Source organism: Williamsia sp. CHRR-6 (assembly GCF_018474015.1).
Taxonomy (GTDB): Bacteria; Actinomycetota; Actinomycetes; order Mycobacteriales; family Mycobacteriaceae; genus Williamsia_A.
This window is the reverse complement of sequence record NZ_JAHCSG010000001.1, coordinates 1,211,300-1,233,909: the sequence shown is the minus strand read 5'-3', so window position 1 is coordinate 1,233,909 and position 22,610 is coordinate 1,211,300. Positions and strand designations below refer to the sequence as shown.

The 22,610-nt window shown below is 67.5% G+C and carries 19 protein-coding genes; 9 read left to right on the top strand and 10 right to left on the bottom strand.

The window, feature by feature from the left end:
- Positions 1 to 74: 74 nt before the first annotated feature.
- Positions 75 to 1,256 carry a beta-ketoacyl synthase N-terminal-like domain-containing protein gene (locus KIK15_RS05500; protein WP_214243071.1) on the bottom strand — a complete coding sequence of 394 codons (1,182 nt, stop codon included), beginning with the start codon at positions 1,254 to 1,256 and terminating at the stop codon, positions 75 to 77.
- Between the two features lie 232 nt (positions 1,257 to 1,488).
- Between KIK15_RS05500 and KIK15_RS05495 the strand changes: the two genes are divergently transcribed.
- Complete coding sequence (locus tag KIK15_RS05495) at positions 1,489 to 2,820, top strand: diguanylate cyclase domain-containing protein (protein WP_214243070.1); 1,332 nt, start codon at positions 1,489 to 1,491, stop codon at positions 2,818 to 2,820.
- Positions 2,821 to 2,841: 21 nt separating this feature from the next.
- Positions 2,842 to 3,510: a GntR family transcriptional regulator gene (locus KIK15_RS05490; protein WP_214243069.1), complete on the top strand. Its 669-nt coding sequence runs from the start codon at positions 2,842 to 2,844 to the stop codon at positions 3,508 to 3,510.
- A 16-nt stretch (positions 3,511 to 3,526) separates the two neighbouring features.
- On the opposite strand, the gene KIK15_RS05485 is transcribed toward KIK15_RS05490, so the two are convergent.
- The 5 genes from KIK15_RS05485 to KIK15_RS05465 all read right to left on the bottom strand — a co-directional run bounded on the left by KIK15_RS05485 (position 3,527) and on the right by KIK15_RS05465 (position 11,176).
- A complete protein-coding gene (locus KIK15_RS05485; protein WP_214243068.1) occupies positions 3,527 to 4,126 on the bottom strand; it encodes a flavin reductase family protein in 600 nt (199 codons plus the stop codon).
- Positions 4,127 to 4,241: 115 nt separating this feature from the next.
- Positions 4,242 to 5,447, bottom strand: coding sequence for a M20 family metallopeptidase (locus KIK15_RS05480; protein WP_214243067.1), 1,206 nt, complete (start codon positions 5,445 to 5,447; stop codon positions 4,242 to 4,244).
- Between the two features lie 22 nt (positions 5,448 to 5,469).
- Complete coding sequence (locus KIK15_RS05475; RefSeq protein ID WP_214243066.1) at positions 5,470 to 6,906, bottom strand: NAD-dependent succinate-semialdehyde dehydrogenase; 1,437 nt, start codon at positions 6,904 to 6,906, stop codon at positions 5,470 to 5,472.
- Entirely contained in the window at positions 6,903 to 9,854 is a 2,952-nt protein-coding gene (locus KIK15_RS05470) for an FAD-binding and (Fe-S)-binding domain-containing protein (RefSeq protein WP_214243065.1), read from the bottom strand. Before KIK15_RS05470 ends, KIK15_RS05475 begins: the two co-directional genes overlap by 4 nt.
- 11 nt (positions 9,855 to 9,865) lie before the next feature.
- Positions 9,866 to 11,176 carry an aspartate aminotransferase family protein gene (locus KIK15_RS05465; RefSeq protein WP_214243064.1) on the bottom strand — a complete coding sequence of 437 codons (1,311 nt, stop codon included), beginning with the start codon at positions 11,174 to 11,176 and terminating at the stop codon, positions 9,866 to 9,868.
- A 60-nt stretch (positions 11,177 to 11,236) separates the two neighbouring features.
- Between KIK15_RS05465 and KIK15_RS05460 the strand changes: the two genes are divergently transcribed.
- The 6 genes from KIK15_RS05460 (at position 11,237) to KIK15_RS05435 (ending at position 17,103) form a co-directional block, all read left to right on the top strand.
- Positions 11,237 to 12,223: a D-2-hydroxyacid dehydrogenase gene (locus KIK15_RS05460; protein ID WP_374222819.1), complete on the top strand. Its 987-nt coding sequence runs from the start codon at positions 11,237 to 11,239 to the stop codon at positions 12,221 to 12,223.
- An 86-nt stretch (positions 12,224 to 12,309) separates the two neighbouring features.
- Complete coding sequence (locus KIK15_RS05455) at positions 12,310 to 12,846, top strand: hypothetical protein (RefSeq protein ID WP_214243062.1); 537 nt, start codon at positions 12,310 to 12,312, stop codon at positions 12,844 to 12,846.
- 82 nt (positions 12,847 to 12,928) lie between these two features.
- Positions 12,929 to 13,801: a hypothetical protein gene (locus tag KIK15_RS05450; protein WP_214243061.1), complete on the top strand. Its 873-nt coding sequence runs from the start codon at positions 12,929 to 12,931 to the stop codon at positions 13,799 to 13,801.
- Positions 13,802 to 13,813: 12 nt separating this feature from the next.
- Complete coding sequence (gene pyrE / locus KIK15_RS05445) at positions 13,814 to 14,344, top strand: orotate phosphoribosyltransferase (protein ID WP_214243060.1); 531 nt, start codon at positions 13,814 to 13,816, stop codon at positions 14,342 to 14,344.
- A complete protein-coding gene (locus tag KIK15_RS05440) occupies positions 14,325 to 15,002 on the top strand; it encodes an RNA methyltransferase (protein ID WP_214243059.1) in 678 nt (225 codons plus the stop codon). The genes pyrE and KIK15_RS05440 overlap by 20 nt, the downstream gene beginning before the upstream one ends.
- A 232-nt stretch (positions 15,003 to 15,234) precedes the next feature.
- Positions 15,235 to 17,103 (top strand): alpha/beta fold hydrolase, encoded by a 1,869-nt coding sequence (locus tag KIK15_RS05435; protein WP_214243058.1) that lies wholly within the window; start codon positions 15,235 to 15,237, stop codon positions 17,101 to 17,103.
- A gap of 62 nt (positions 17,104 to 17,165) precedes the next feature.
- Here KIK15_RS05435 and KIK15_RS05430 read toward each other — a convergent pair whose 3' ends face one another.
- The 3 genes from KIK15_RS05430 to KIK15_RS05420 all read right to left on the bottom strand — a co-directional run bounded on the left by KIK15_RS05430 (position 17,166) and on the right by KIK15_RS05420 (position 18,925).
- Positions 17,166 to 17,666 (bottom strand): NUDIX domain-containing protein, encoded by a 501-nt coding sequence (locus KIK15_RS05430; protein ID WP_214243057.1) that lies wholly within the window; start codon positions 17,664 to 17,666, stop codon positions 17,166 to 17,168.
- A 1-nt stretch (position 17,667) separates the two neighbouring features.
- Positions 17,668 to 18,363, bottom strand: a complete 696-nt coding sequence (locus KIK15_RS05425; protein ID WP_250324244.1) for a VTT domain-containing protein — start codon at positions 18,361 to 18,363, stop codon at positions 17,668 to 17,670.
- A 64-nt stretch (positions 18,364 to 18,427) separates the two neighbouring features.
- On the bottom strand, positions 18,428 to 18,925 hold the full coding sequence (locus tag KIK15_RS05420) for a hypothetical protein (RefSeq protein WP_214243055.1): 498 nt from the start codon (positions 18,923 to 18,925) through the stop codon (positions 18,428 to 18,430).
- Between the two features lie 144 nt (positions 18,926 to 19,069).
- On the opposite strand from KIK15_RS05420, the gene pepN reads away from it, so the two are divergent.
- Positions 19,070 to 21,595, top strand: coding sequence for an aminopeptidase N (gene pepN, locus KIK15_RS05415; RefSeq protein ID WP_214243054.1), 2,526 nt, complete (start codon positions 19,070 to 19,072; stop codon positions 21,593 to 21,595).
- Positions 21,596 to 21,717: 122 nt separating this feature from the next.
- Here pepN and KIK15_RS05410 read toward each other — a convergent pair whose 3' ends face one another.
- Positions 21,718 to 22,554: a hypothetical protein gene (locus KIK15_RS05410; RefSeq protein ID WP_214243053.1), complete on the bottom strand. Its 837-nt coding sequence runs from the start codon at positions 22,552 to 22,554 to the stop codon at positions 21,718 to 21,720.
- Positions 22,555 to 22,610 lie beyond the last annotated feature (56 nt).

Sequence of the window (22,610 nt, the reverse complement as noted above, 5' to 3'; positions counted from 1 at the left end):
CCCGACCAAGGGTGGGCCACCGGACTTCGGCGACCGGGAGTGGCCGATGACCCACCCTGGCGTGGCGGCATCGATCAGCCGACGGGTGCCAACACGACCACCGAGTTGTGCCCACCCATGCCCAACGACGGCTTGACGATCAGGCCGTCGACCATCGGGGTGGCCCCGTTGAGCAACTGCGGATGGGCGGGCGCCACCTGCGGTGGGGCGGGCACCACGCCGTGCTCGGCACCGAGCGCGGCCGCAGCGATCTCAACGGCGGCCGCCGCCCCCTGGCAGTGGCCGGTGAGCGGCTTGATCGAGTACACCGACGGGGCACCCGGGGCCAGCACCGTTGCCAGGATGGCGCGCTCGGCGGCGTCGCACTGTGCGGTGCCCGGGCCGTGAGCGTTGAGATAACGCACGTCGCGGGCCGACACCCCGGCATCGTCGAGGGCCTCGTGCACACACCGCATGATCTCGGTGTGCGCCGGATCGACCGACGCCACGTGATAGGCGTCGTGGGTCATGGAACCACCTTCGATCGAGAGATAGCCTCGCGCAGGCGATTTCGTGACCACCATACCCACCGAGGCCTCTCCCATCGCGAAGCCGCGGCTGCCTTCCTGGAACGGGCGGCAGGCCTCCAGCGGCTCGACATCGACCACGCCGGCTCCCAGCCGCACGAAGTGTTCGACGTTCTCGGGGGTGAGCGACAGATCGGTGGTGATGCAGACGACGTCGTCGGCGAGTCCGGCATCGAGCCACATCTTGGCCGTCAGCAACCCCACGTTGCCCGAACTGCAGGTGGCCGAGACGTTCATCGCCGGCCCGTGGAACCCGAACTCCTGCATCAGCGTGGAGATCGGGGTGGACGGCAGCAGCCGCATGTAGTCCCGGATGCGCCGTTGGCCGCCGTCGTCGAGGTAGAAGGTGCGCCAGTCCTCCACGTCGCCGAGGACCACCGCGTGCAGCAATCCCACCCGGCGCCCGGGTGTCCAGCCACGGTCGTGGGCGTCGGCGATGGCCTCCCGAGCGGCCCCACGCATGGCGCGCGAGAACCGACTGGGACTGTCGGCTGGATCACCGCCCTCGGTGACCCGCGCCAGCCACACCTCCTCATCCTGGTTGCGGCCGTATCCGCCGTACAACACTCCGGCCGGCTTTCCGCTGCTCACACCGTTCCACAGGGCGTCGCGACCCCACCCGTAGCCGGTGGCCGCGCCGATCCCGATGATCTGCGGTGTGCGTCTGCTCGTCGTCGAACCTCTGGTCATCACTGTGTTTCTCCTCATGTGTCGGGCACCTGGCGGTGCGGGGGTGCGCGGCGCGCGACACCCTCCGACATCGATTAACCCCGGTTTCGCGGTCGTTGACCATCGGGACGTCGTTGGTGAACCGCCTATTCGGTAGCGGCGATTTGTCCGACCTGGTCCCACCACGCCGGAACGTGTCCTCAGCAGGTGGTTCAATGAGGTTTGGTGGTCTGAGACGAAGGGTGGTGAGGGCGTGCGCGAGCAGTCCCCCTTCGCGACGTCGGTGGCCGTCAGCGACCTCGACGAGCGCTATCGAGCCCTCGTCGACTACTGCCCTGACGCGATCTGTGTGCACGGCGGCGCCGATCTGGTCTATGTGAACCCGGCCGGGGTCCGGCTGGTGGGTGCCGACACCGCCGACTCCGTGATCGGAAAGTCGCTAGCCGATTTCGTCCATCCCGATCACGTGCGCGGGCTGATCTCGCGGATTCGGCGCCTGGATCATCTCGGCGCCACCTCGGAGCCCACGGAGTTGACGATCATCCGGCTCGACGGGGTGGAGGTCCCGGTGCAGGCGGTGTCGGTGCTGACGATGTGGGAGGGCAGCGAGGCCTATCAGGTGATCCTGCGCGACCTGACCGCTCAGAAGGAGGCCGAGGCGGCCACCCGCCGCGCCGAACGGTTGTTCACCAGCGTGGTCACCGGTCTGGTCGAAGGCGTCATCATTACCTCGCGGGACGGCACCGTGCAATCGTGGAATCCCGCTGCGGCCACGGTGACCGGGGTCAGCGAAGCCGAGATGAGCACCATCACCCTGCCGCAGCTGGCGCGTCGCCTACAGGTCCGCGACATCGACGGGCGCGTGCTGGACTACGACGAGCTGCCGCATGTTCGCGCTCGAACCTCGGGTGCCCCAGTGTCATTCACCATCGGCGTGACCAGTCCCAACGGCGAGCACAAGTGGCTGGCGGGTCGCTGTCGGTTCCTCGACGACTCGGACAACTCGCCGTTCGTGCTGTCCCTCAACGATGTGACCGCCGCACGAGAAGCCAGCGTGCGCTTGGAGTATCAGGCCACCCACGACTCGCTGACCGGCCTGCCCAACCGGCTACACGTGGTCAACGCCATCCGCGCGATCATCGAGAAGCCAGAGCGGGACTGCGATTTCGCGGTGCTCTTCCTCGATCTGGACAATCTCAAGTCGGTCAACGACTCGCGCGGCCACAGCTTCGGCGACGACGTCCTGCGCATGGTGGCGTGCCGACTGCGGTCCGTGGTCGACGAGAACAGTCTGGTCGGCCGGGTGGGCGGCGACGAGTTCGTCGCCGTGGTGGCGGATGCGTTGGATGTGGAGCGGACCTCGGCGGCGGTGCACGAGGCGCTGGCGCAACCCATCGACATCGACGGACGTGTGGTCACCGTCAGCGCCAGCATCGGCTCACTGGTGGTCCCCCGAGACGATCGCCGCACCATCAACGACCTGCTGCGCGACGCAGACCTGGCGATGTATCAGGCCAAGGCGGCCGGTGGCAACCGCACCCAGCCGTTCACCCCACAGCTGCGCGAGCGTGTTCTCGGCGAGTGATGGACAGCTCTGGGGGAGTCCATGGGTGAGGCGACGCGCAAACGCGTTCTCGAACCCGTGGTGGTCGAGTCGACGCCGTCGATCATCGCGCGCAAGTTGCGCACGGCCATCGCCGACGGAGATCTGGCGCCGGGCGCGCAACTCACCGAGACCGGGCTGGCCGCCGACCTGGGAGTCAGTCGCGGTCCGTTGCGTGAGGCGATGCAGCGCCTCACCCAGGAAGGACTGCTGGTCAGCTACCGCAACCGCGGGATCTTCGTCACCGCGATGGACGATGCCGACATCGACGACATGTACGTGGCACGTACCGCGGTGGAACGTGCGGCGCTGGCGGCGGTGGTCCGGCGTGCCGATCCGGCCGACGTAGCGGCGCTACGGGATGCGGTGGCGCAAATGGCCGTGTTCGTCGACGAACCCGACGGCACGGCGATCGGCAACGCCGACATGGGTTTTCATGAGCGGCTGGTCGAATGTGCCGGTAGTCCCCGGCTGTCGCGGTTTCACGAAACGATCATCGTGGAGACCCGGATGTGCCTGCGCGCCATGGGCAGCAGCTACACATCCGCCGCCGAACGGGTGGATGAACACGCCGCCATCGTCGATGCGGTGGCCGCCGGCGATCTGGCACGAGCCGACGCGCTGTTGCTGGCGCACATGCACGATGGCCGAGCGCGACTGCGCCGCAGCTGAATCCGTAGCCCCACTCCTAGGTGGGGCGGTCGATCTCGATCGTGCGACTGGGCAAACCCCATTCCTGGCGGCCGAGGCGGCTCATCGGTGCCAGTCGGGCGAAGTCGGGCAGACCGTCCTCGGCCACCACCGAGGCATCCAGCGTCACCGCGACCACCTCGCCCATCACCACCACGCAGTTGCCCACCTCGAGGTGGCGGTGCAGGCGGCACTCCAGTGCGACGGGGGAGTCGCGCACGCGTAGACAGTTCACTGTCTCGGCGGGTACCGAGGCGATGTCCGCCTCGACGAATTCATCTCTGTCGGAGTCGAATCCGGCTGAACTGGCATTGGCTTTGCGGGTCAGTGACTCGGTGACGACGTTCACCACGAACTCGCCGGTCTCGATGGCGTTGGCCGCACTGTTCTTGGCGCCGCCGACCGAGGTGAACGAGATGATGGGGGGTGCGGTGGAGGCCACCGAGAAAAAGCTGTAGGGGGCCACGTTGTCCACTCCGGCAGCGCTGCGCGAGGACACCCAGGCGATGGGCCGCGGCACGATTGAGGCGGTCAGCAGCAGGTAGAACTGTCCCGGATCGGTGTTGGATGAATCGCGGACGATGCGTTCGATGTTCACGGTTCCAGTGTGCCGCAGCGCACGGCCAGGCCGTGCTCGCGTACCGCGCTCGCGAGCGCGCGATGTGCTGGTCTGGCGAGAAGGTGACCCGCCGACGCGTCACCGCGTCACCGCGTCAGCCGCGTCCGAGCAGCCGCAGCGCCAGCAACGCATAGATTTGCGCGGCGGCCACCAGCTCGGTGATCGCCACCGACTCGTCGGGTTGGTGGGCCTGGGTGTTGATGTCGCCGGGGCCCAGCACGATGCAGTCGATACCCAGGTCTCGACTGACGAATCCGCCGTCACACGCCGCAGTCCACCCGCCGACCGACGGTGTGACGCCCACTGCGGACACGGCCTGCATCGACGCGGTCACCAACGGGTGATCGCGGTCGGTGCGAAACCCCGGCATCTGCATGGTCATCGCCACATCCACCGCGATCCCGTCGGTGTCGATACCCGCCGCCTGCACCTGCGTGCGTAGCCAGGCCGCGATCGCCTCGGCGTCCTCGTCGGGCATCAGCCGCCGATCGATCCCCAGGGAGCAGCTGGGGGCCACCGCCGAGATGCCCTGTCCACCAACGATGGTCCCGACGTTCCAGGTTCCTGCCCCCAACCACGGGTCCAGGTGCTGCTGCATCGTGTCGTGGTCGGTGCGGATGATCTCGATGATGCGGGCGGCCGCGTCGATGGCGCTGCGACCGTCGGCCGGGCGGCCCGAGTGCGCGGCCCGACCGGTCACCTCAACCTCGATGTATGACGCTCCGCGGCAGGCGATCACGGTCTGCAACTGGGTTGGCTCGGCCACCACGCACCCCAGGAAGCCACCGCCGGTGCCGCCTCGACGTACCAACTCGCGCACCCCGGTGCCGCGTTCCTCCTCATCGACCGTGCACACCAATTGCACTGGACCGCTAAGGTTCTCACCGATCAGCGCGGCCTGCGCGGCGATGATGGCCGCCAATCCGCCCTTCATGTCGGCTGCGCCGCGACCAATGATCCGCTGCTCGAGCTGTCGCGCGACGAATGGGTCGCCGGTCCACCCGGGGCCGGTGGGCACCACGTCGGAGTGCCCGAGGAACATCAGACCGGGCCCGATGGATCTCGGCTCAGGTCCACCCCGGTAGGTGGCGATGAGGTTGGGGCGCTGCGGTGACACGTCGTAGACGTCCACCTCGAGACCGACACCGCGCGCGGCGTCGGCGAGCACGGCCACCGCATCAGCCTCGGTGCCACCGGGATTCACGCTGGGCGCCTGCACCAATGCGCATGTCAGATCGATGATCAGCTGCTCGTCGATGCGTTCGAGGACCCGCTGTTCGGCGGAGGTCGGGTGGCTCACGCCCCCATCTTCGCACTCATCCTCACCGGGGGATGGAGAGGTATTTGGTCTCCAGGAACTCCTCGATGCCCACGCGGCCACCTTCCCGGCCCAGCCCCGACTGCTTCACCCCGCCGAACGGTGCGGCCGGGTTGGACACCAAACCGGTGTTGAGACCGACCATGCCCACCTCGATGGCCGCCGACAGCCGCAGCGCGCGATCGATGTCGCGGGTGTAGAGGTAACCGACCAGACCCCAGGGGGTGTCGTTGGCCAGCGTCACCATCTCGTCCTCGTCGTCGAACGGGATCAGCGGCGCCACCGGTCCGAAGATCTCGGTGTGCATCAGGGCCGCGTCGGGGCGTACCCCGGTCAGCACGGTGGGCGGGTAGAAATAGCCCGGACCGTCCGGTGTCGCACCGCCGCACAAAACGGTGGCTCCGCCGGCGACGGCGTCGGTGACCAACTGCTGCACCTTGTCGCGGGCCTTGGCCTCCACCAGCGGGCCCACCTGGGTGCCCTGGGTCGATCCGTCACCCACGACCAGCGCCGACATGCGCTCGGTCAGCGCCGCCCCGAACTCATCGATCACGCTGCGGTGCACGAACACTCGGTTCGCTGCCGTGCACGCCTCACCCATGTTGCGCATCTTCGCCACCATCAGACCGTCCACGGCGCCGGTGATGTCGGCGTCGGCGCACACGATGAACGGCGCGTTGCCGCCCAACTCCATCGAGCTGCGCATCACGTTCTCTGCGGCCTGCCGCAGCAGCAGTTTGCCCACCTCGGTCGACCCGGTGAAGCTGATCTTGCGGGCCAGGCCACTGTCCATCCAGGTGCTCACCACCGGGCCGGGGGTGTCGGTGGTGACGATGTTGAGCACACCGGGGGGCAGGCCTGCTTCGGCGAGGATGTCGGCCAGGGCCAACGCCGTCAGCGGGGTCAGTTCGGCGGGTTTGAACACCATGGTGCAGCCGGCGGCCACGGCCGGACCGATCTTGCGAGTTCCCATGGCCAGCGGGAAGTTCCACGGGGTGATCAACACGCACGGGCCAACCGGCTCCTTGGTCACCAGGATGCGGCTGGCGCCGTCGCCGGTGGTGGTGTGATCGCCACCGATCCGAACCGCCTCCTCGGCGAACCAGCGGAAGAACTCGGCGGCATAGGCCACCTCGCCCGCGGCCTCGGCGAGTGGTTTGCCCATCTCGGTGGTCATGATCCGAGCCAGGTCGTCGGCGCGGTCGAGGATGAGTCGATGTGCGCGGTAGAGGATCTCGCTGCGGAAGCGCGGTGCGGTCGCTGCCCAGCTCGGCTGCGTGGCCGCCGCGGTGTCGATGGCTCGTTGCGCGTCGTGGGCGTCACCGTTGGCCACGGTTGCGATCTGCACACCGGTGGCCGGGTTCTCCACCGCGAACCGAGCACCCGAGGCGGCCGGGCTCCAGGTGCCGTCGATGAAGAGGTCGGTGTGCAACGTGGTCATGGGTGCCTTTCTGGGCTGGGGTCGGGGTCGAGGAGCTCGGCGAGGTGGCGGCCGGCCGCGGACCCCACCGTCGGGTCGGTGGCGGCGAACTGGTCGACGGCCATGGCGCAACTGAAACCGTCGGTGAGCACCGGATGCCGAGGGTCTCGAGACCGTAGCGCCGGGGCCAGCGCCTGCTCGCCGACGGCCATGCTCACCTCGTAGTGGCCCCGCTCGAAGCCGAAATTTCCTGCCACACCGCAGCATCCGTCGGCACTTCGCACCTGGGTCACCCCCAGGCGCCGCAGGACGGCGGCCTGTGTCTGCGGCCCGAACGCGGCGTACTCGTGGCAGTGGGTCTGCACGGTCACCGCTTCGGGCATCGCCGGTGGCGTCCACCCCTCGTCGAGCATCACCCCGACGTGGGTGGCGAAGCTGCGCACTCGCGCGGCCACCCGCCGGGCGGCGTCGGTGTGCACCAGCTCGGGCAGGTCCGTGGCCAGGGCGGCCGCACAGCTCGGTTCGGGGACCACGATCGGGCGCGTGGTGCCGTCATCGAGCGCGGTCACGGTGCGTGTGAGCACTTTTCGCGCGCGATCGAGTTGTCCGGTGGAGATCCAGGTGAGCCCGCAACAGTTCTCCTGTTCGCAGCTGACGGTGGTCTGCGCGGACTCCAGGACACGCGCGGCCGCGGCCCCGACGTGGGGTCGGAAGGCGCGAGTGAAGGAGTCGAGGAACAACACCACGTCGGCGGTGTCGTGCCGCTGCAATGAACCGAGCTGGGCACGAACAGTTTTCCGGCGCGCAAAGCGTGGCATCGCGCGGCGGGCATCGAGTCCGGCGACCCGGGCCGCCGGGCGCGCCAGCGGCGAGCCCAGTACCGCGTTGATCAGCGGGGCCATCGCGGTGGCCGGACGCAGCCACGCAGGCATCCAGCCCAGTGCGTAATGCGACCTCGGCCGCAATCGACCACGGTAGAAGTGGTGGAAGAACTCCGACCGGTAGGTGGCCATGTCCACCCCGGTGGGGCAGTCGGTACTACACGCCTTGCACGACAGGCACAGGTCCATCGATTCGCGGACGTCGGTTGAGCGCCAACCTGATTCGACGTCGGGTGCGGTGCGCAGCATCTCCTGCAGCACCCGGGCGCGGGCGCGGGTCGAGTCCTTCTCGTCGCGGGTGGCCCGGTAGCTGGGACACATCACCCCGCCGGTGTGGGTGCGGCAACGACCCACCCCGATGCACGCCTGGGTGGCGTGGACGAACGGATCGAGCGTGCTGCCGTCGGTGTTCTGCATCGGCATACCCAGGTCGAACGTGGTCGCCCACGTGCGGTCGGGCACGCCGTCGAGGGCCAGGTGGTCGCCGATGGCGTCGGGGTCGACGATGCTGCCCGGGTTGAGCAGGTTCTCGGGGTCCCAGATCTGTTTGAACCGGGCGAACGCCGCGATCATGCTGGGCGAGTACATGATCGGCAGCAACTCTGATCGCGCTCGGCCGTCCCCGTGCTCACCCGAGAGTGAGCCGCCGTGGGCGACGACCAGTTCGGCGGCGTCGCGGACGAAGGCCTGCATCACCGCGCGACCGGCCGCGGTGCGCTGATCGAAGGTGATGCGTACATGCATGCATCCGGCCCCGAAGTGGCCGTACATCACCCCGGTCAGTCCGTGGCGCTGCAGCAGGGCGGTGAACCCTTCGAGGTACTCGGGCAGATTCTCCGGTGCCACCGCGGAATCCTCCCAGCCCGGCCAGGATTCGTAACCGTGGCCGGCGTCCGGGTCGTCGAGGTCGACCAGCCGCGACGACAGTCCGGCCCCGTCCTCGCGTACCCGCCACAGCATGGCGCGTCGGGTCGGGTCGGTCTCGATGGTGGAGTCGATCATCCGTCCGGCGGCCCGCAGTTTGTCCTGCAGGTCGCGCAGCGACTGCTCGACGTCGCTGCAACTGTGCTCGTCGAGTTCGACGTATATCCAGGCGCGCCCCTGCGGCAGACCGTCCACCGCCGAGCGTCCGCGCCGAGCCCGCATCGTCGCCACGATCGCCTCGTCGATGCCTTCGATGGCCGACGGGGAGAACTCGAGCATGGTGGGCACGTCGCGGGCGGCGTCGACGACGGTGTCGTAGCCGACGCACAGCAGCCGCGGATGGTGGGCCACCGGCACCAGGGCGACGCGGGCGGAGACGATGACCGCGCAGGTGCCCTCGGTGCCCACCAGGGCCCGCGCCACATCGAAACCGTTCTCCGGCAACAGATGCCGCAGGTGATACCCCGACACCTGGCGGGGGATGCGACCGAGTTCGGTACGGAATGCGGCCAGGTTGTCGGCCACCAGTGCCCGCAGTTCGTCGCTGATGTCCTCGGCTCGCCGGCGCGCGAGGTGATCAGCGGGGTCGGTGGCGCGCACCCCGGTGCGGTCGGCGGTCAGCCGATGTCCCTGCGCGGTCACCACGTTGATCTCCAGCACGTGATCGGTGGTGCGACCGTACCGGACCGAATGGTTGCCGCAGGCATCGTTGCCGATCGCACCGCCCAGGCACGCGCGGGACTGGCTCGATGGGTCGGGGGCGAAGGTGAGTGTGCCGCCGCTGGATTCGCGGATCTGACGCGCCAATTCGGTGAGCACCACCCCCGCCTGGGCCAGTGCGGTGCCGCCCTCGGCGTCCACCTCGAGTACGGCGTTGAGATGGCGCGAGAGGTCGAGCACCACACCCTCGCCGATGCTGTTGCCGCCCATACCCGTTCCGCCGCCACGGGCGATGATCGGGACCCGGTTGCGGTGACACCAGCTGACCGCGGTGGCCACCTCGGCGTCGGTACGCGGGAACACCACGCACAGCGGCGACAGACGGTAGTTCGACGCATCGTAGGAGTACTCGGCGCGGCGGCGCGAGGACGCGTCGACCTGCAGACCCAGGGCCTGCAGCGCCGACGCCGACCGGCTGGGGTCGAGCTCGGCTGAGATGGTCATGAGGTCCAGTATCAGCCCACGACCGCGTCGACGGCGGCGGCGAAGCGGGACAGTCCGGTGGACATCTCATCGTCGGTGACGGTCAGCGGTGGGATCAACCGGATGACGTTGCCCAACGGACCGCAGGTGAGTGTGAGCAAGCCCTGGTCGATGCAGGCTTTCTGGACCGCGGCGGCGGTCCCGGCGTCGGCGGTGGGCACCGAACCGCCGACGTGTGGATCGACGAACTCGATGCCGCCCATGAGGCCCAGCCCGCGGACATCACCGATGGCGGGTACGCGGGCGGCCAGCGCGCGCAGGCCGGCCAGCATCTGATCGCCGCGCTGGGCGGCGTTGTCGACCAGGTTCTCCTCGGCGATCACCGCCAGCGTGGCCACCCCGGCGGCGGCGGCCACGGCGTTGCCGCCGTAGGTGCCGCCCTGTGAACCCGGCCAGGCGCGGGCCATCAGCGGTGTGGGGGCAGCGATGGCGGAGATGGGGAACCCCGAGGCGATGCCTTTGGCGGTGATGAGGATGTCGGGGATGAGGCCGTCGGTGAACTGGTGGCCCCAGAATCGTCCGGTGCGGCCCACCCCGGACTGCACCTCGTCGACGATGAGGACGATGCCGTGTCGGTCGGCCCGTTCACGCAGGCCGTGCAGGAACGCCGGTGGTGCCGGCAGGTAGCCCCCGTCGCCGAGCACCGGCTCGATGAGCAGGGCGGCGGTGTCTGCGGGGGCTACTCGGCTGGCGAACAGGTAGTCCAGTTCGCGTAGGGCGAAATCGACGGCGGCCTGCTGGTCCATGCCATAACGGAAGGCGTAGGGGAACGGAGCCATGTGCACCCCGGCCATCAGCGGGGAGAAGCCGGCCGAGAACCGGGTGCCTGCGGTGGTGAGGCTGGCTGCGGCCACCGTCCGACCGTGGAATCCGCCCTGGAACACGACGATGTTGGGTCGCCCGGTGGCCATGCGCGCCAACCGGATCGACGCCTCGACCGCCTCGGACCCGGAGTTGGCGTAGAACACCGAGTCCAGCCCGGTGGGCAGCACCTCGCCGAGTTTGTCGGTCAGTTCCAGCAGGGGAGTGTGCAGCACGGTCGTGTACTGGGCGTGGATGACGCGGGCGCACTGTTCCTGGGCTGCGGCCACCACCCGGGGGTGACAGTGCCCGGTGCTGGTGACCCCGATGCCGGTGGTGAAGTCGAGGTAGTCGCGGCCGTCGGTGCCGTGGATCCACGATCCGGCCGCGGAGTCGACCACCACCGGGGTGGCCTGCTTGAGGGCCGGGCTCAAGGTGGCGCGCGGGCGCGCGGTGGTGGCCGGGGACAGCGTGGATGTCATGGCACCACCGTGCCGGTCCGAGGGTCAGATTGTCAACAATCTACATTTGTGCGAAGTAGGGTGGCGGCGGTGAGCACTCCTACGCGCCCAGTCGGTCTGGTGATGTTGACGCGCCCGGGCGAACCACTGCCCTACAACATGGCCGAGATCGAGGCGCTGGCCTCGGTCACCGTGGCCACCGCGGCCGATCTGGGTACGGCGCTGCCCGGTGCCGATGCCCTGTTCCTGTGGGAGAACGACCCGGTGGCGATCCGCGAGAACTGGAGCGCCGCAGTGGATCTGAGGTGGTTGCACGTCAGCGCCGCGGGTGTCGACAAGCTGATGTTCGATGAGCTGCGAGCCTCGCCGGTGGTGGTCACCAACTCGCGCGGTGTCTATGACCGGCCGATCGCGGAGTTCGTGCTGGCCTCGATCATGGCCTGGGACAAACGGCTGTTGGAGTCTCGCGACCTGCAGCGACAACGACGCTGGCAGTGGCGTGAGACGCGGCGTACGACCGGGTCGAGCGCGCTGGTGGTGGGAACCGGGGCAATCGGTCGCGAGATCGCCCGGCTGCTCAGCGCCGCGGGTCTGCATGTGCGCGGTGCTGGGCGGGTGCCCCGATCCGATGATCCTGACTTCGGCGCGGTGATCGCCACTGCCGATCTCGCAGATCACGTCGGCGACGTGGACAACCTGGTGCTCATAGCGCCGCTGACCGACCAGACCCGCGGTCTGGTCGACGGCCACGTGCTGGCCGCCATGAAACCCTCTGCGCACCTGATCAACGTGGGTCGCGGACACCTGGTGGTGGAGACCGATCTGGTGGCCGCGCTGCAGGCCGGCACCATCGCCGCGGCGTCGTTGGACGTCGCCGAGGTGGAGCCCTTGCCCGCGGACTCACCGCTGTGGACGCTGCCGCAGGTGTCATTGTCGGCGCACATGAGTGGGGACGTGACCGGGTGGCGCGAGGCGTTGGCAGATCAGTTCCTGCGTCGGCTGCGCACCTACGCTGCAGGTGAGCCGCTTGTGGGGGCGGTGGACACCAGCGTCGGCTACGTGCGCTGAGACCGAATCGTTATCACTCACAGCCGCATCTCAGGGTGTGCTCCTAGCCTCGGTCGCGAAACCGATGGATGGAGGAGGTGGCACCGATGCGTCTGCTGTGGAAGCGGTCACGCGCCGGTGACCCCGACGGTCGGCGTCGCTGGGCGTCGACCACCACGATGCTGTCGCTGCTGGGCTTGCTGATCGCGGGGATCGGACTGGCCTACAGCGTGCACGTGGGTGCCGATCGCGGCGACGACTCCGACGCCACCTCCGCCGCCCAGATGAAGATGCTCGCCCCCAGCCCGGACGGCACCCCACTGCCCATCGGTGCGCAGCTGCCCAGCACCGCCCCGCTGGCGCCCAGCGTGGTGTCTCGCTCGAAGATGATCCTGGGCACCGTCGAGACCCTCACGCCCACCTCTCTGGTGTTGCACGTCAGCGACGGCAGACGCCACCGGATCGTGCTCAACGGCGATACCCACTACGAGTCTGCAGACAAGCAGACCAAGCCGGCTCCGGCCGTCGGTGATCTGGTGGTGGTGCATGTGCTGGTCGCGGGGGACACCATGACCGCCGACCTCGTCGTCGACGGTCGGGTGACCACCCCGGCGCCGCCGGTCAAGTCCGGATCCCACCCCTGAGGACGCAGTGGACGAGATGACTGCGACACACATGTCCGCCTGGGCGTTCTCCTCGGCGCCGAACTGACTAGGCTGGCACGCGATGACCGCCGTCTATTTCGTGATCGCCGCCGTGGCCCTGGCCGGTGCGGTCGCTCTTTTGTGGCTGGACCGTCGGCGGGTGGCCGGGGTACGCAAGGAACGCGCGGTGTGGGGTGACGGCCACGGGTTCACCTATGTCGCGGCCGAGGACTCGTCGGCCGACGGTGTGCCTGCGCTGCGCCGCGAGCTGACCCGCGCCACGATGGACATCGGTGATCACGTCGAGATCTGCGACATCGTGTTCGGTCGCCACTACGGCGATCAGGCCGTCGCCTTCGATCTCGCGGAGACCGCGACCATCGTGGCCATCCGCCGATCCATCGCCTCGCCGGTGGTCATCGACGTGCGCCAGGAGAAGGTGCTGGCCCCCACCGACGACGACCTCGAACTGCTCGGTGCGATGGGTCGCCGGGTCATGTTCTCCACCCACCTCGACATCGCTCGCCGCGTCTGCGATCGCCGCATGGTCGCATTGGCCACCAACGCACCGGATTTCATCGAGATCCTCTGGAACGAAGGCCACTGGTCGGTGGCGTCGATGGCGTTGACCAACGACCCGGTACGCCTGGACACCGCGTTGGAGACGGTGCGTCGCTTCACAGATCTGTTGCGGGTGCTGCCACCCACCGTCGATCCGGCTCCGCGCCCCGATCCTCGTGATCCGTCCAGTCCCACCGGTCGGGCTCGTCGTGGACTGGTGGAACAGAAGACCGAGTCCATCGGGCGCGAGAAGATCCGGGAGCCTGCCGCGACCGGTGAGCGGTCCATGCGCACGACGCGGCCGCCGGTACCGCCTGCGGCACCGGACTCGGGTCGCCGGATGCAACCGATGCCGGTACGCCGCCGCCCCGACCGTGGCCCGACCGAGGACTGAGAGCGTGAACGCGTGAGCAAGCAACGCCTGGCCGAGCTGGTGGCCGAACTGGCCGTGGTGCACGGGGCGGTGACCCTGTCCTCGGGTGCCCAGGCCGACTACTACGTGGACCTGCGCCGGGCCACTCTGCATCACGAGGCGTCGCCGCTGATCGGCTCCCTGCTGCGAGAGTTGACCGCCGACTGGGACTACGCCGCCGTCGGCGGTCTGACGTTGGGTGCCGACCCGGTGGCCACCGCGATCATGCATGCGCCTGGCCGCCCCATCGACTCCTTCGTGGTCCGTAAGTCCGCGAAAACCCATGGTATGCAACGGCTCATCGAGGGTCCCGACATCGTCGGCAAGAGGGTTCTGGTGGTGGAGGACACCACCACCACCGGCAACTCCCCGCTCACCGCAGTACGCGCGGCCCGCGAGATCGGTGCCGAGGTGGTCGGGGTGGCCACGGTGGTCGATCGGGCCACCGGTGCCCAGGCGGTCATCGAGGCCGAAGGCGTGCCCTACCGATACTTGCTGGGGTTGGATGACATCGGACTCGGCTGAGCCGGGTCCCACCGAATGGACCACGCCCGCAGATGATCTCGTCGGGGTGGGGCCATGGCTCCTCGAACGCGGTACTCCACCGCCCGAGGATCCCCGGTATGACCCGCAGCTGCTCGTCGAAGGCGACCGCCGCAACGTCGTCGACGCCTACCGCTACTGGACGCGGGAGGCGATTGTCGCCGACCTCGACACCCGCCGACACCAATTCCACGTTGCCATCGAGAATTTCGCGCACGACGCCAACATCGGCACGGTGGTGCGCACCGCGAATGCCTTCGCCGCATCCGCCGTGCACATCGTGGGTCGCCGTCGCTGGAATCGGCGCGGCGCCATGGTGACCGACCGATACCAACATCTCCACCACCATCCCGATGTGCATTCGTTGATGGAATGGGCAGCTCAACAACATCTTTCGGTGGTGGCGGTGGACAACACGCCGGGCTCGGTGCCGTTGGAGACCGCAGAGCTGCCGCGGGAATGTGTGTTGCTGTTCGGGCAGGAAGGCCCTGGGGTGAGTCCCGATGCGGTGTCGCGCGCCGATCTGACGGTGTCGATCGCGCAGTTCGGGTCCACCCGATCGATCAACGCCGGAGTGGCGGCCGGGATCGCCATGCACGCCTGGATCCGTCAGCACGCTGACCCCTCGACCGCGTGGTGAGGCAATCCGACATCACCGACGTTTCGCGCGAATCAGATGTTATGAATCAACAGGACAATACGGTTTTCGTCACGATCACCTCCCGCTCCGGAGTTAACGTTCTTCCGTCTCGACAATTCCGTTGATTCACGAGCTCGACACCTTCGTGTGGCCACCCGGGTAACGCCGCACAGCGTAGAGAAAGTACTCATCCATGATTACTGCTCGCGGGCTGAGTCGTGCCCTCACTGTGGTGACTGCGACTGCCCTGACCTGCGTTTCCACCTACGCGGCGGCTACCGCGGCCCCCACTGCATCCGTGCCGGCCACCCCGGACACGGCCGCATTGGCGGGTTCCCTGACCAAGCAAAAACTGACCTGGGGAGCCTGCGACTACGGTGATCCCGACACCAATGCCAAATTCGCGCAACCCAACGTCAATTGCACGACCGTGAAGGTCCCGCGCGATTGGCACAATCCGCGCGACGGCAAGACCTGGAACATCCGGGTGTCGCAAGCGTTCAACAGCGCACTCACCGACTCCCGCCACAAGGGGACGATCTTCGTCAACCCGGGTGGTCCCGGCGGTGATGGCCTGCCGTGGGCCGCGGGCATGCAGATTCGCACGCCCGACCTGCAGCCGTACTACAACTATGTCGGTTTCGATCCGCGCGGCGTGGGGCAGTCGACCCACGCGGGCTGCGAGATCTCCCAGGTGCTCAGCGACGCGATCAAGCGCCTGCAGGACCAGTCGAAGCTGTGTTCTGAGACACCGGATGTGAAGCTGGTCAACACCGAACAGACCACCTACGACATGGATTTCATCAGGGTGCTGCTCGGCGAACGCAAGATCAGCTACGTCGGGTACTCCTACGGCACCTGGCTGGGCACCCGGTATGCCAACACCTTTGCCGCACATACCGACAAGGTGCTGCTCGATTCGGCTCTGGACGTGACCGAGCCGACGATGCAGCGCACCTTCGGCTTCCAGACAACCGCTCGAGAGCGCATCTTCACCGAGGAACTGCTGCCCTACATCACCCGGCACAACGACCTCTACAAGCTCGGTACCGACCGAAATGCGCTCTACAAGCGCTACTTTGCCGCCACGTCGAAGCTGTCGGCGAGCACGGTGAAGATCACCTGGATCTTCAGTGGTGCCAGCAACCTGTTCTACAAGTCTTCTGCGATCACCGATGCCGCCGATGTGGTGGTCGATCTGATCAACGCCGGCGAGAAGGCGGGCACCACCCCGTCGAGCCCGCCGTCGTCATCGGATCCGATGACGAGTTCGACCGCCGAGATCCAGCCAGCGGATCCGGCCGGCGAGGTGCGCGCGACGATGTCGAAGATCGTCGCCGATTCGACGTCCACCCAAGCGCAGAAGCGTTCGGCGCAGCGATTGAGCGCCCTGGTGGCCCCTCTGACTGACCTGTCGCAGGTCTCCCGCTCGGCGGTGGACCCCGACAACGTGAAGTACGAGTCGGTGTTCGACTTCGTGGCCTGCAACGACGGGCAGTGGACGCAAGGTCTGCAGTACTGGAACGACCTCAACGCCCGCAAGACAAAGGAGGAACCGTTCGCCGCATCGCTGGGCAGCTTCGTCGCCCCACCCGCCTGCGCTTTCTGGCGTAGCCCCAACACCAACCCGACGGTCAACGCTGCGACCTTCCCGAAGGTGATCGTCCTGCAGGATGAACTCGACGGTGCGACGGCATACGAGGCGGGATCGGTGACCGGAACCAGGCTGCCGGGTGCGCGCTTCATCGCCACGGACAACGAGAGCTCCCACGGGGCGTTTCCCTACAGCACCGAGTGTGTCGACCGGCCGATCATCGACTACTTCCTGACCGGCAAAGGCCCGTCGAAGAAGGTGACGATCTGCTCGGCCAAGCCGCTGCCGAAGGAGACCGAGACCTTTGAGATGTGGGGGACCCTGGGGCCCAACGGTCGTGAACGGCCCGCCGTCCTGCAGCCCAGCGCGGCGGCACGTGCTGCCACCGAGGCGACCTCGGATCTGTTGGCGCTCGGTGGGTTCGAGCACGATTTCGCACCGTTCCTCCGGCAGTACTACGGAAGTGCCGGTGTGGATCTGGGTCGTAAGGCGGTGGCCGAGCACTGATCGACCCGGTTCACCGGCCCAAGCCGAACCCCGGTGCGTTCGCGTGCCGGGGTTCGGTCGGCTCAGAAGCCGGTGAGTTCCCAGGGCTGCTCGGGTGGGCCGTGCTCGACCACGTGGCGCATCAGCTGCGGCAGGGTACGGGGTGCAAAAACGTCGGTGCTGCAGGACAATTCGTCCGGTGAGAACCAGCGCACCTCGACCAGTCCCTCGGCGGCGCGCGCCGAGGACGCCAGCGTCGGTCGTCCGGCGGAACCGCGGGTGTGCGCTCCGGTGAACCGCTGCAGATACACGTGGTCGAGCTGCCCGTCGTAGTCGCCGATGTCGAAGATGGTGCGTTTGCGCCACAGCAGCGGACCCAGGGACTCCAGCTCGACCCCCACTTCTTCGGCCAGCTCACGGCGCAGCGCCTGCGCATGCGTCTCGCCCGGTTCCACCCCGCCGCCGGGACACACCCAGAAACCCTCGGGCAGGCTGGCGCGATCGAAGATGAGCCGGACCAGCAGCACGTTGTCATCGGCGTCGATCACCAACGCCCGCACGGCTTCTCGCAGCCGTTCGGTCACCTCAGGAGGCGGCAGGCTCGGACGACTCGGGGTCGGCGCCACCGGCCTTGCGCCGCTGGTAGTACTCCCAGACGATCGGCAGGATCGACACCACCACGATGAGGATGAAGATCGGCTCGATCAGCTTCTGGATGATCGAGAACTGGCCCAGCCAATACCCCAGCAGCGTGATGCCGCAGCCCCAGACGATGGCGCCGACGACGTTGTAGGCGGTGAACAGGGCTGCGTTCATGCGGGCGGCGCCGGCCACGATCGGGGCCAACGTGCGCACGATCGGGACGAAACGCGCGAGGAAAATGGTGATGGGTCCGCGCTTCTCGAAGAACTCGTGCGCCTCATCGAGATAGCGCTTCTTGAGGAAGCGCTTGTTCTCGCCGAACATCGTGGTGCCCGCATAGCGGCCGATCCAATATCCGATCTGGCCACCGATGATCGCAGCGATGGGGATGAACAGCAGCAGCTGCCACAGCGACGCGAACTTCTCGACCTTGTCAGAGTTGCCCGCCACCACCAGGCCGGCCACGAACAGCAGCGAGTCACCGGGTAGCACCGGGAACAGCACGCCGGACTCGACGAGGATCACCACCAGCAGGCCCACCAGCGCCCACGTCCCGAAGTACCCCAGCAGGGTGATCGGGTCGAGGAAGCCGGGCAGCAGGGCCAGCTGGGTGGTCGTCGAGGCGGCGGTGTCGGCCAGGGCGGTATTCACGCAGATGAGGATAGCCCGCGCCGACTGTGGGGAACCTGTGAGCGCGGCGCGATCAGGGGACCACGAAGGTGGCGTAGCCCGGGCCCGACGGCTGGCCGGGGCCGAAGAAGGGTTCGTCCTGGATTCGTTCGGTTGGCAGCACATTGATGGTGCCCACGACTCGGCCACTCCCAATGGCCACGCGGGCGACTTGAGGTGCCTTGATGAATCGGTTGTCGCAGGGCTTGACCTCGATCGACCCGAAGCGACCGTTACCGGTGTTGAGATAGTCCAGTCGGATCGACGTGCGTGCTGCCGTGGTGGCGCACCGCTCGGGACCGGTGGGCACCGACATCTCGATCACCCCCCGTGCCGGCGAAGTGACCTTGATCGACACCAGCCACAGGCTGGGGACCACCAGGCCGTTCAACGTGAGAGACGTGGCCGGGATCTGGTCGACGCGCACTGGGACAGGTGCCGCGGTGGCGGTGGGTGCTGCGGCCAACACGGCGCCGACGGTGGCGGCGACGGCAACAGCGGTGCTGCTCAGACGGGTGATCGTGCGATTCATGTGACTCTCCTCAGTCGTGCCCCCGCGACTGGTACGCACGAGGACCATTAGTGATTGGTAGTGGCTGTATCGCCACGGGTCAAGGATTCATTACCGATGCAGGTCAGCGGTCTGATCGGGCGTGGCTATGCCAGAGTGGAGGGCATGCCAGGGACCAACCTCACCCGTGAAGAAGCTCAGCAGCGCGCCGCCACCGTCAGCACCCCGACGTATGCGGTCGCACTCGACCTCACCCTCGACGCCCCCGAATCGGGCACCCACCGGTTCGGGTCGATCACCACCCTGACGTTCTCGGCCACCCCGGGGGCCTCGACGTTCGTCGACCTCGTCGACGCCGAACTCGACTCGGTGGTCCTCAACGGTCGCGAACTCGGGACTGATGCCTACGCAGACAGCCGGATCGCGCTGACCGACTTGGCCGCCGACAACGAGCTGGTGGTGAAAGCCCGCTGTGCATATTCGCATTCCGGTGAGGGTCTGCATCGCTTTGTCGATCCCACCGATGACCGCGTGTACCTCTACACCCAGTTCGAGGTGCCCGACGCGCGCCGCGTGTTCGCCACCTTCGAGCAGCCTGATCTCAAGGCGCAGTTCACCTTCCACATCACCGCGCCCTCGCATTGGCAGGTGGTCAGCAACTCGCCCACCCCCGAGCCCGACGATCTCGGTTCGGGGCGCGCGCTGTGGAAGTTCGCGCCCACCAAGACCATGTCCACATACATCACCGCGTTGGTCGCCGGTGAGTACCACGTGGTGCGCGACTCTTATAGCGGCAAGTTCGGCGAGATTCCGCTGGGTGTGTTCTGTCGACAGTCCTTGGCGCAGTACCTCGACGCCGACGACATCTTGCTGATCACCAAGCAGGGCTTCGAGTTTTTCGAGGGCACCTTTGACATGGGCTACCCGTTCGGCAAGTACGACCAGCTGTTCGTGCCCGAATACAACATGGGCGCAATGGAAAACGCCGGGTGCGTCACCTTCCGCGACGAGATGATCTACCGCAGCCGCCAAACCCAGGCCGCCTACGAGCAACGCGCCAACACCATCCTGCACGAGATGGCGCACATGTGGTTCGGAGACCTGGTGACCATGAAGTGGTGGGATGACCTGTGGCTCAACGAGTCGTTCGCCGAATGGGCGGCCCACCACGCCTCCGCGCAGGCCACCCGGTTCACCGACGCGTGGACCGGCTTCACCAACCAGCGCAAGAACTGGGCTTATCGACAGGATCAGTTGCCCTCCACCCACCCGATCGCCGCCGACAACTACGACCTGCACGCGGTGGAGGCCAACTTCGACGGCATCACCTACGCCAAGGGCGCGTCGGCCTTGAAGCAGTTGGTGGCGTGGGTGGGTCTCGAGGACTTCACCGCCGGGTTGCGGGCCTACTTCACCAAGCACGCCTACGGCAACACCGAACTGTCAGATCTGTTGCGCGAGTTGGAGTCTGCCTCCGGTCGCGAGCTGGATAGCTGGGCGGCGGAATGGCTGCAGACCACCGGGGTCAACACGCTGCAGGCTCGGTTCGACGTAGACGACTCCGGTGCGTTCACCTCGTTCGTCGTCGAACAGTCGGCCCACCCCGATCATCCGACGCTGCGACGGCATCGCATCGCGATCGGCTTCTACGACCTTGTCGACGGCGCGCTGGTGCGTACCCATCGCGTCGAGACCGATGTGGTGGGTGCGCAGACGTCGGTACCCGAGCTCGAAGGGCTGCCGCAGCCAGATCTGGTGTTGCTCAACGACGATGACCTCACCTACGCCAAGATCCGGCTGGACGAGCGGTCGCTGGGCACTCTGCTCGAACACATCCCGCACTTCGCCGACTCGTTGCCGCGGGCCCTGTGCTGGGGTGCGGCGTGGGACATGACCCGTGATGCGCAACTGCCCGGCGCCCGGTTCGTCGATCTGGTGTTGGCCGGAGTGGCCTCGGAAACGGACTTGACCGCGGTGGCTTCGCTGCTGCGCCAGGGGCATTCGGCAGTCAACCTGTTCACCCCGGAGTCGGCTGTCGCGGCATTGCGCACCCGCTGGTCTGACGGTGTGTATGCGTTGCTCAGCGCCGCCGAGGCCGGCAGCGATCACCAGTTGGCGCTGGCACGCGGATTCGCCGACGCTGCAACCGATCCCGCGCCGCTGCGGGAGTTGCTGGGTGGCTCGCTGGACGGCCTGGCCATCGATCCTGATCTGCGTTGGGTGCTGGTGGGCGGGCTGGCGCGCCTGGGTGACCTGAGTGATGACGAGTTGGCGACAGAGCTGAAGAACGACCCGACCAACTCCGGTGCCGAGCGCGGAGCACGTGTCAGCGCGATGCGCCCGACCACCGAGGCCAAGCAGTTGGCGTGGGACAAGGCCATCGATCCGGCCACCCCCAACGAGACTCGACGCTCGTATGCCGGTGGGTTCCAGGTGGCCGGGCAGGCGGAGGTGTTGGCGCCGTTCGTCGACACCTATCTCGAGATGGCCGCGACCGTGGTACCCAAGCTGGGTGTGTGGATCGGCCAGATTGCGCTGCAGTCGTTGTTCCCGCTGGCCAATCCCAGCTCCGACACCCTGGCCAGGGTGGATGCCTGGCTGGCATCAGCCGACATCGACGCCACCACCCGACGCTACGTCAGCGAAGGCCGCGACGACCTGGCCCGAGCGCTGGCCGCGCGAGCCGCCTGACGTCGGTTGGGCGGAAACCGGCGTCGGTTGGGCGGAAACCGGCGTCGGTTGGGCGGAAACCGGCGTCGGTTGGGCGGAAGTCCCCGTCCACTGGGCGCTAAATCTCGTCCAGTGGGCGCCGATCAGCGCGTATAGCGGGTGGTCGAGAAGGGTTGCGGGGTGGGATTTGCCAGCACCCACGAGACGGAGAGTTCGATCATGCGCATGATGGCCTCCTCGTCGATGCGGCCTTTGCGGACCTTCTTGGCCGCAGCGCGGTAGTCCTTGAAGTCCGCCGCAGGCAGCGTGGTCCCGCCGCTGACAATCTCCACTGCCGTATCGACCATGGCGCGAAACTGCCGGTCCCAGTTGGCCCCACCGGTTCCCAGTAGTTCGCGGTTGATGCGCCCGCAGATGCGAATCACCTCACCTTGAGCGGACAGCGCCGCCCCCGACGGTGGCACCAGTAGGTCCCACAGCTCGTTGAACTGCTCCGTCCAGGTGGTGGCGACCACGCTGATCGGGCTTACACCGTCGTGAGTCTGATGCGCCGGGGCCGGGGTGACGTCGAACATCGCATACAGCTCGGCCAGGCCTGCATCCACCTGCGCGACGTAGTCCGGATTGAAGCCGGAACGTCCGAACTCGAACTCCGTTCCGATGCCGCGCACCGCAGTTCGCATTCGCTCGGTGGCCGGCACACCGGCGTCGAGCAACATCCGACAGATCTGGGCGGTCTGTGGAATGTAGGCGTTGCGGGTGACGGAGAGAACGAGATCGATGGCGTTGTAGCTGTCGTCATCCGACGGGTCCTCGACGGCGTGCACATCGGCACCGGCGACGATTTGCGCTCGAGTCGCAGCCACATCGAGGCGGTAGGCGGCCGCCAGCAGCGGTGTGTGGTTGTTGGAGTCGCGCGTGTGGATGTCCAGCGGATCGTCCGGGTCGGGGGTGTCGAACGTCTGGTTACGTGTCGCCATGGCCCAGGAGCGTAGCCGTCTTCGCGGGTCTTGGTGCCGGTCCTACTCGGCCCACA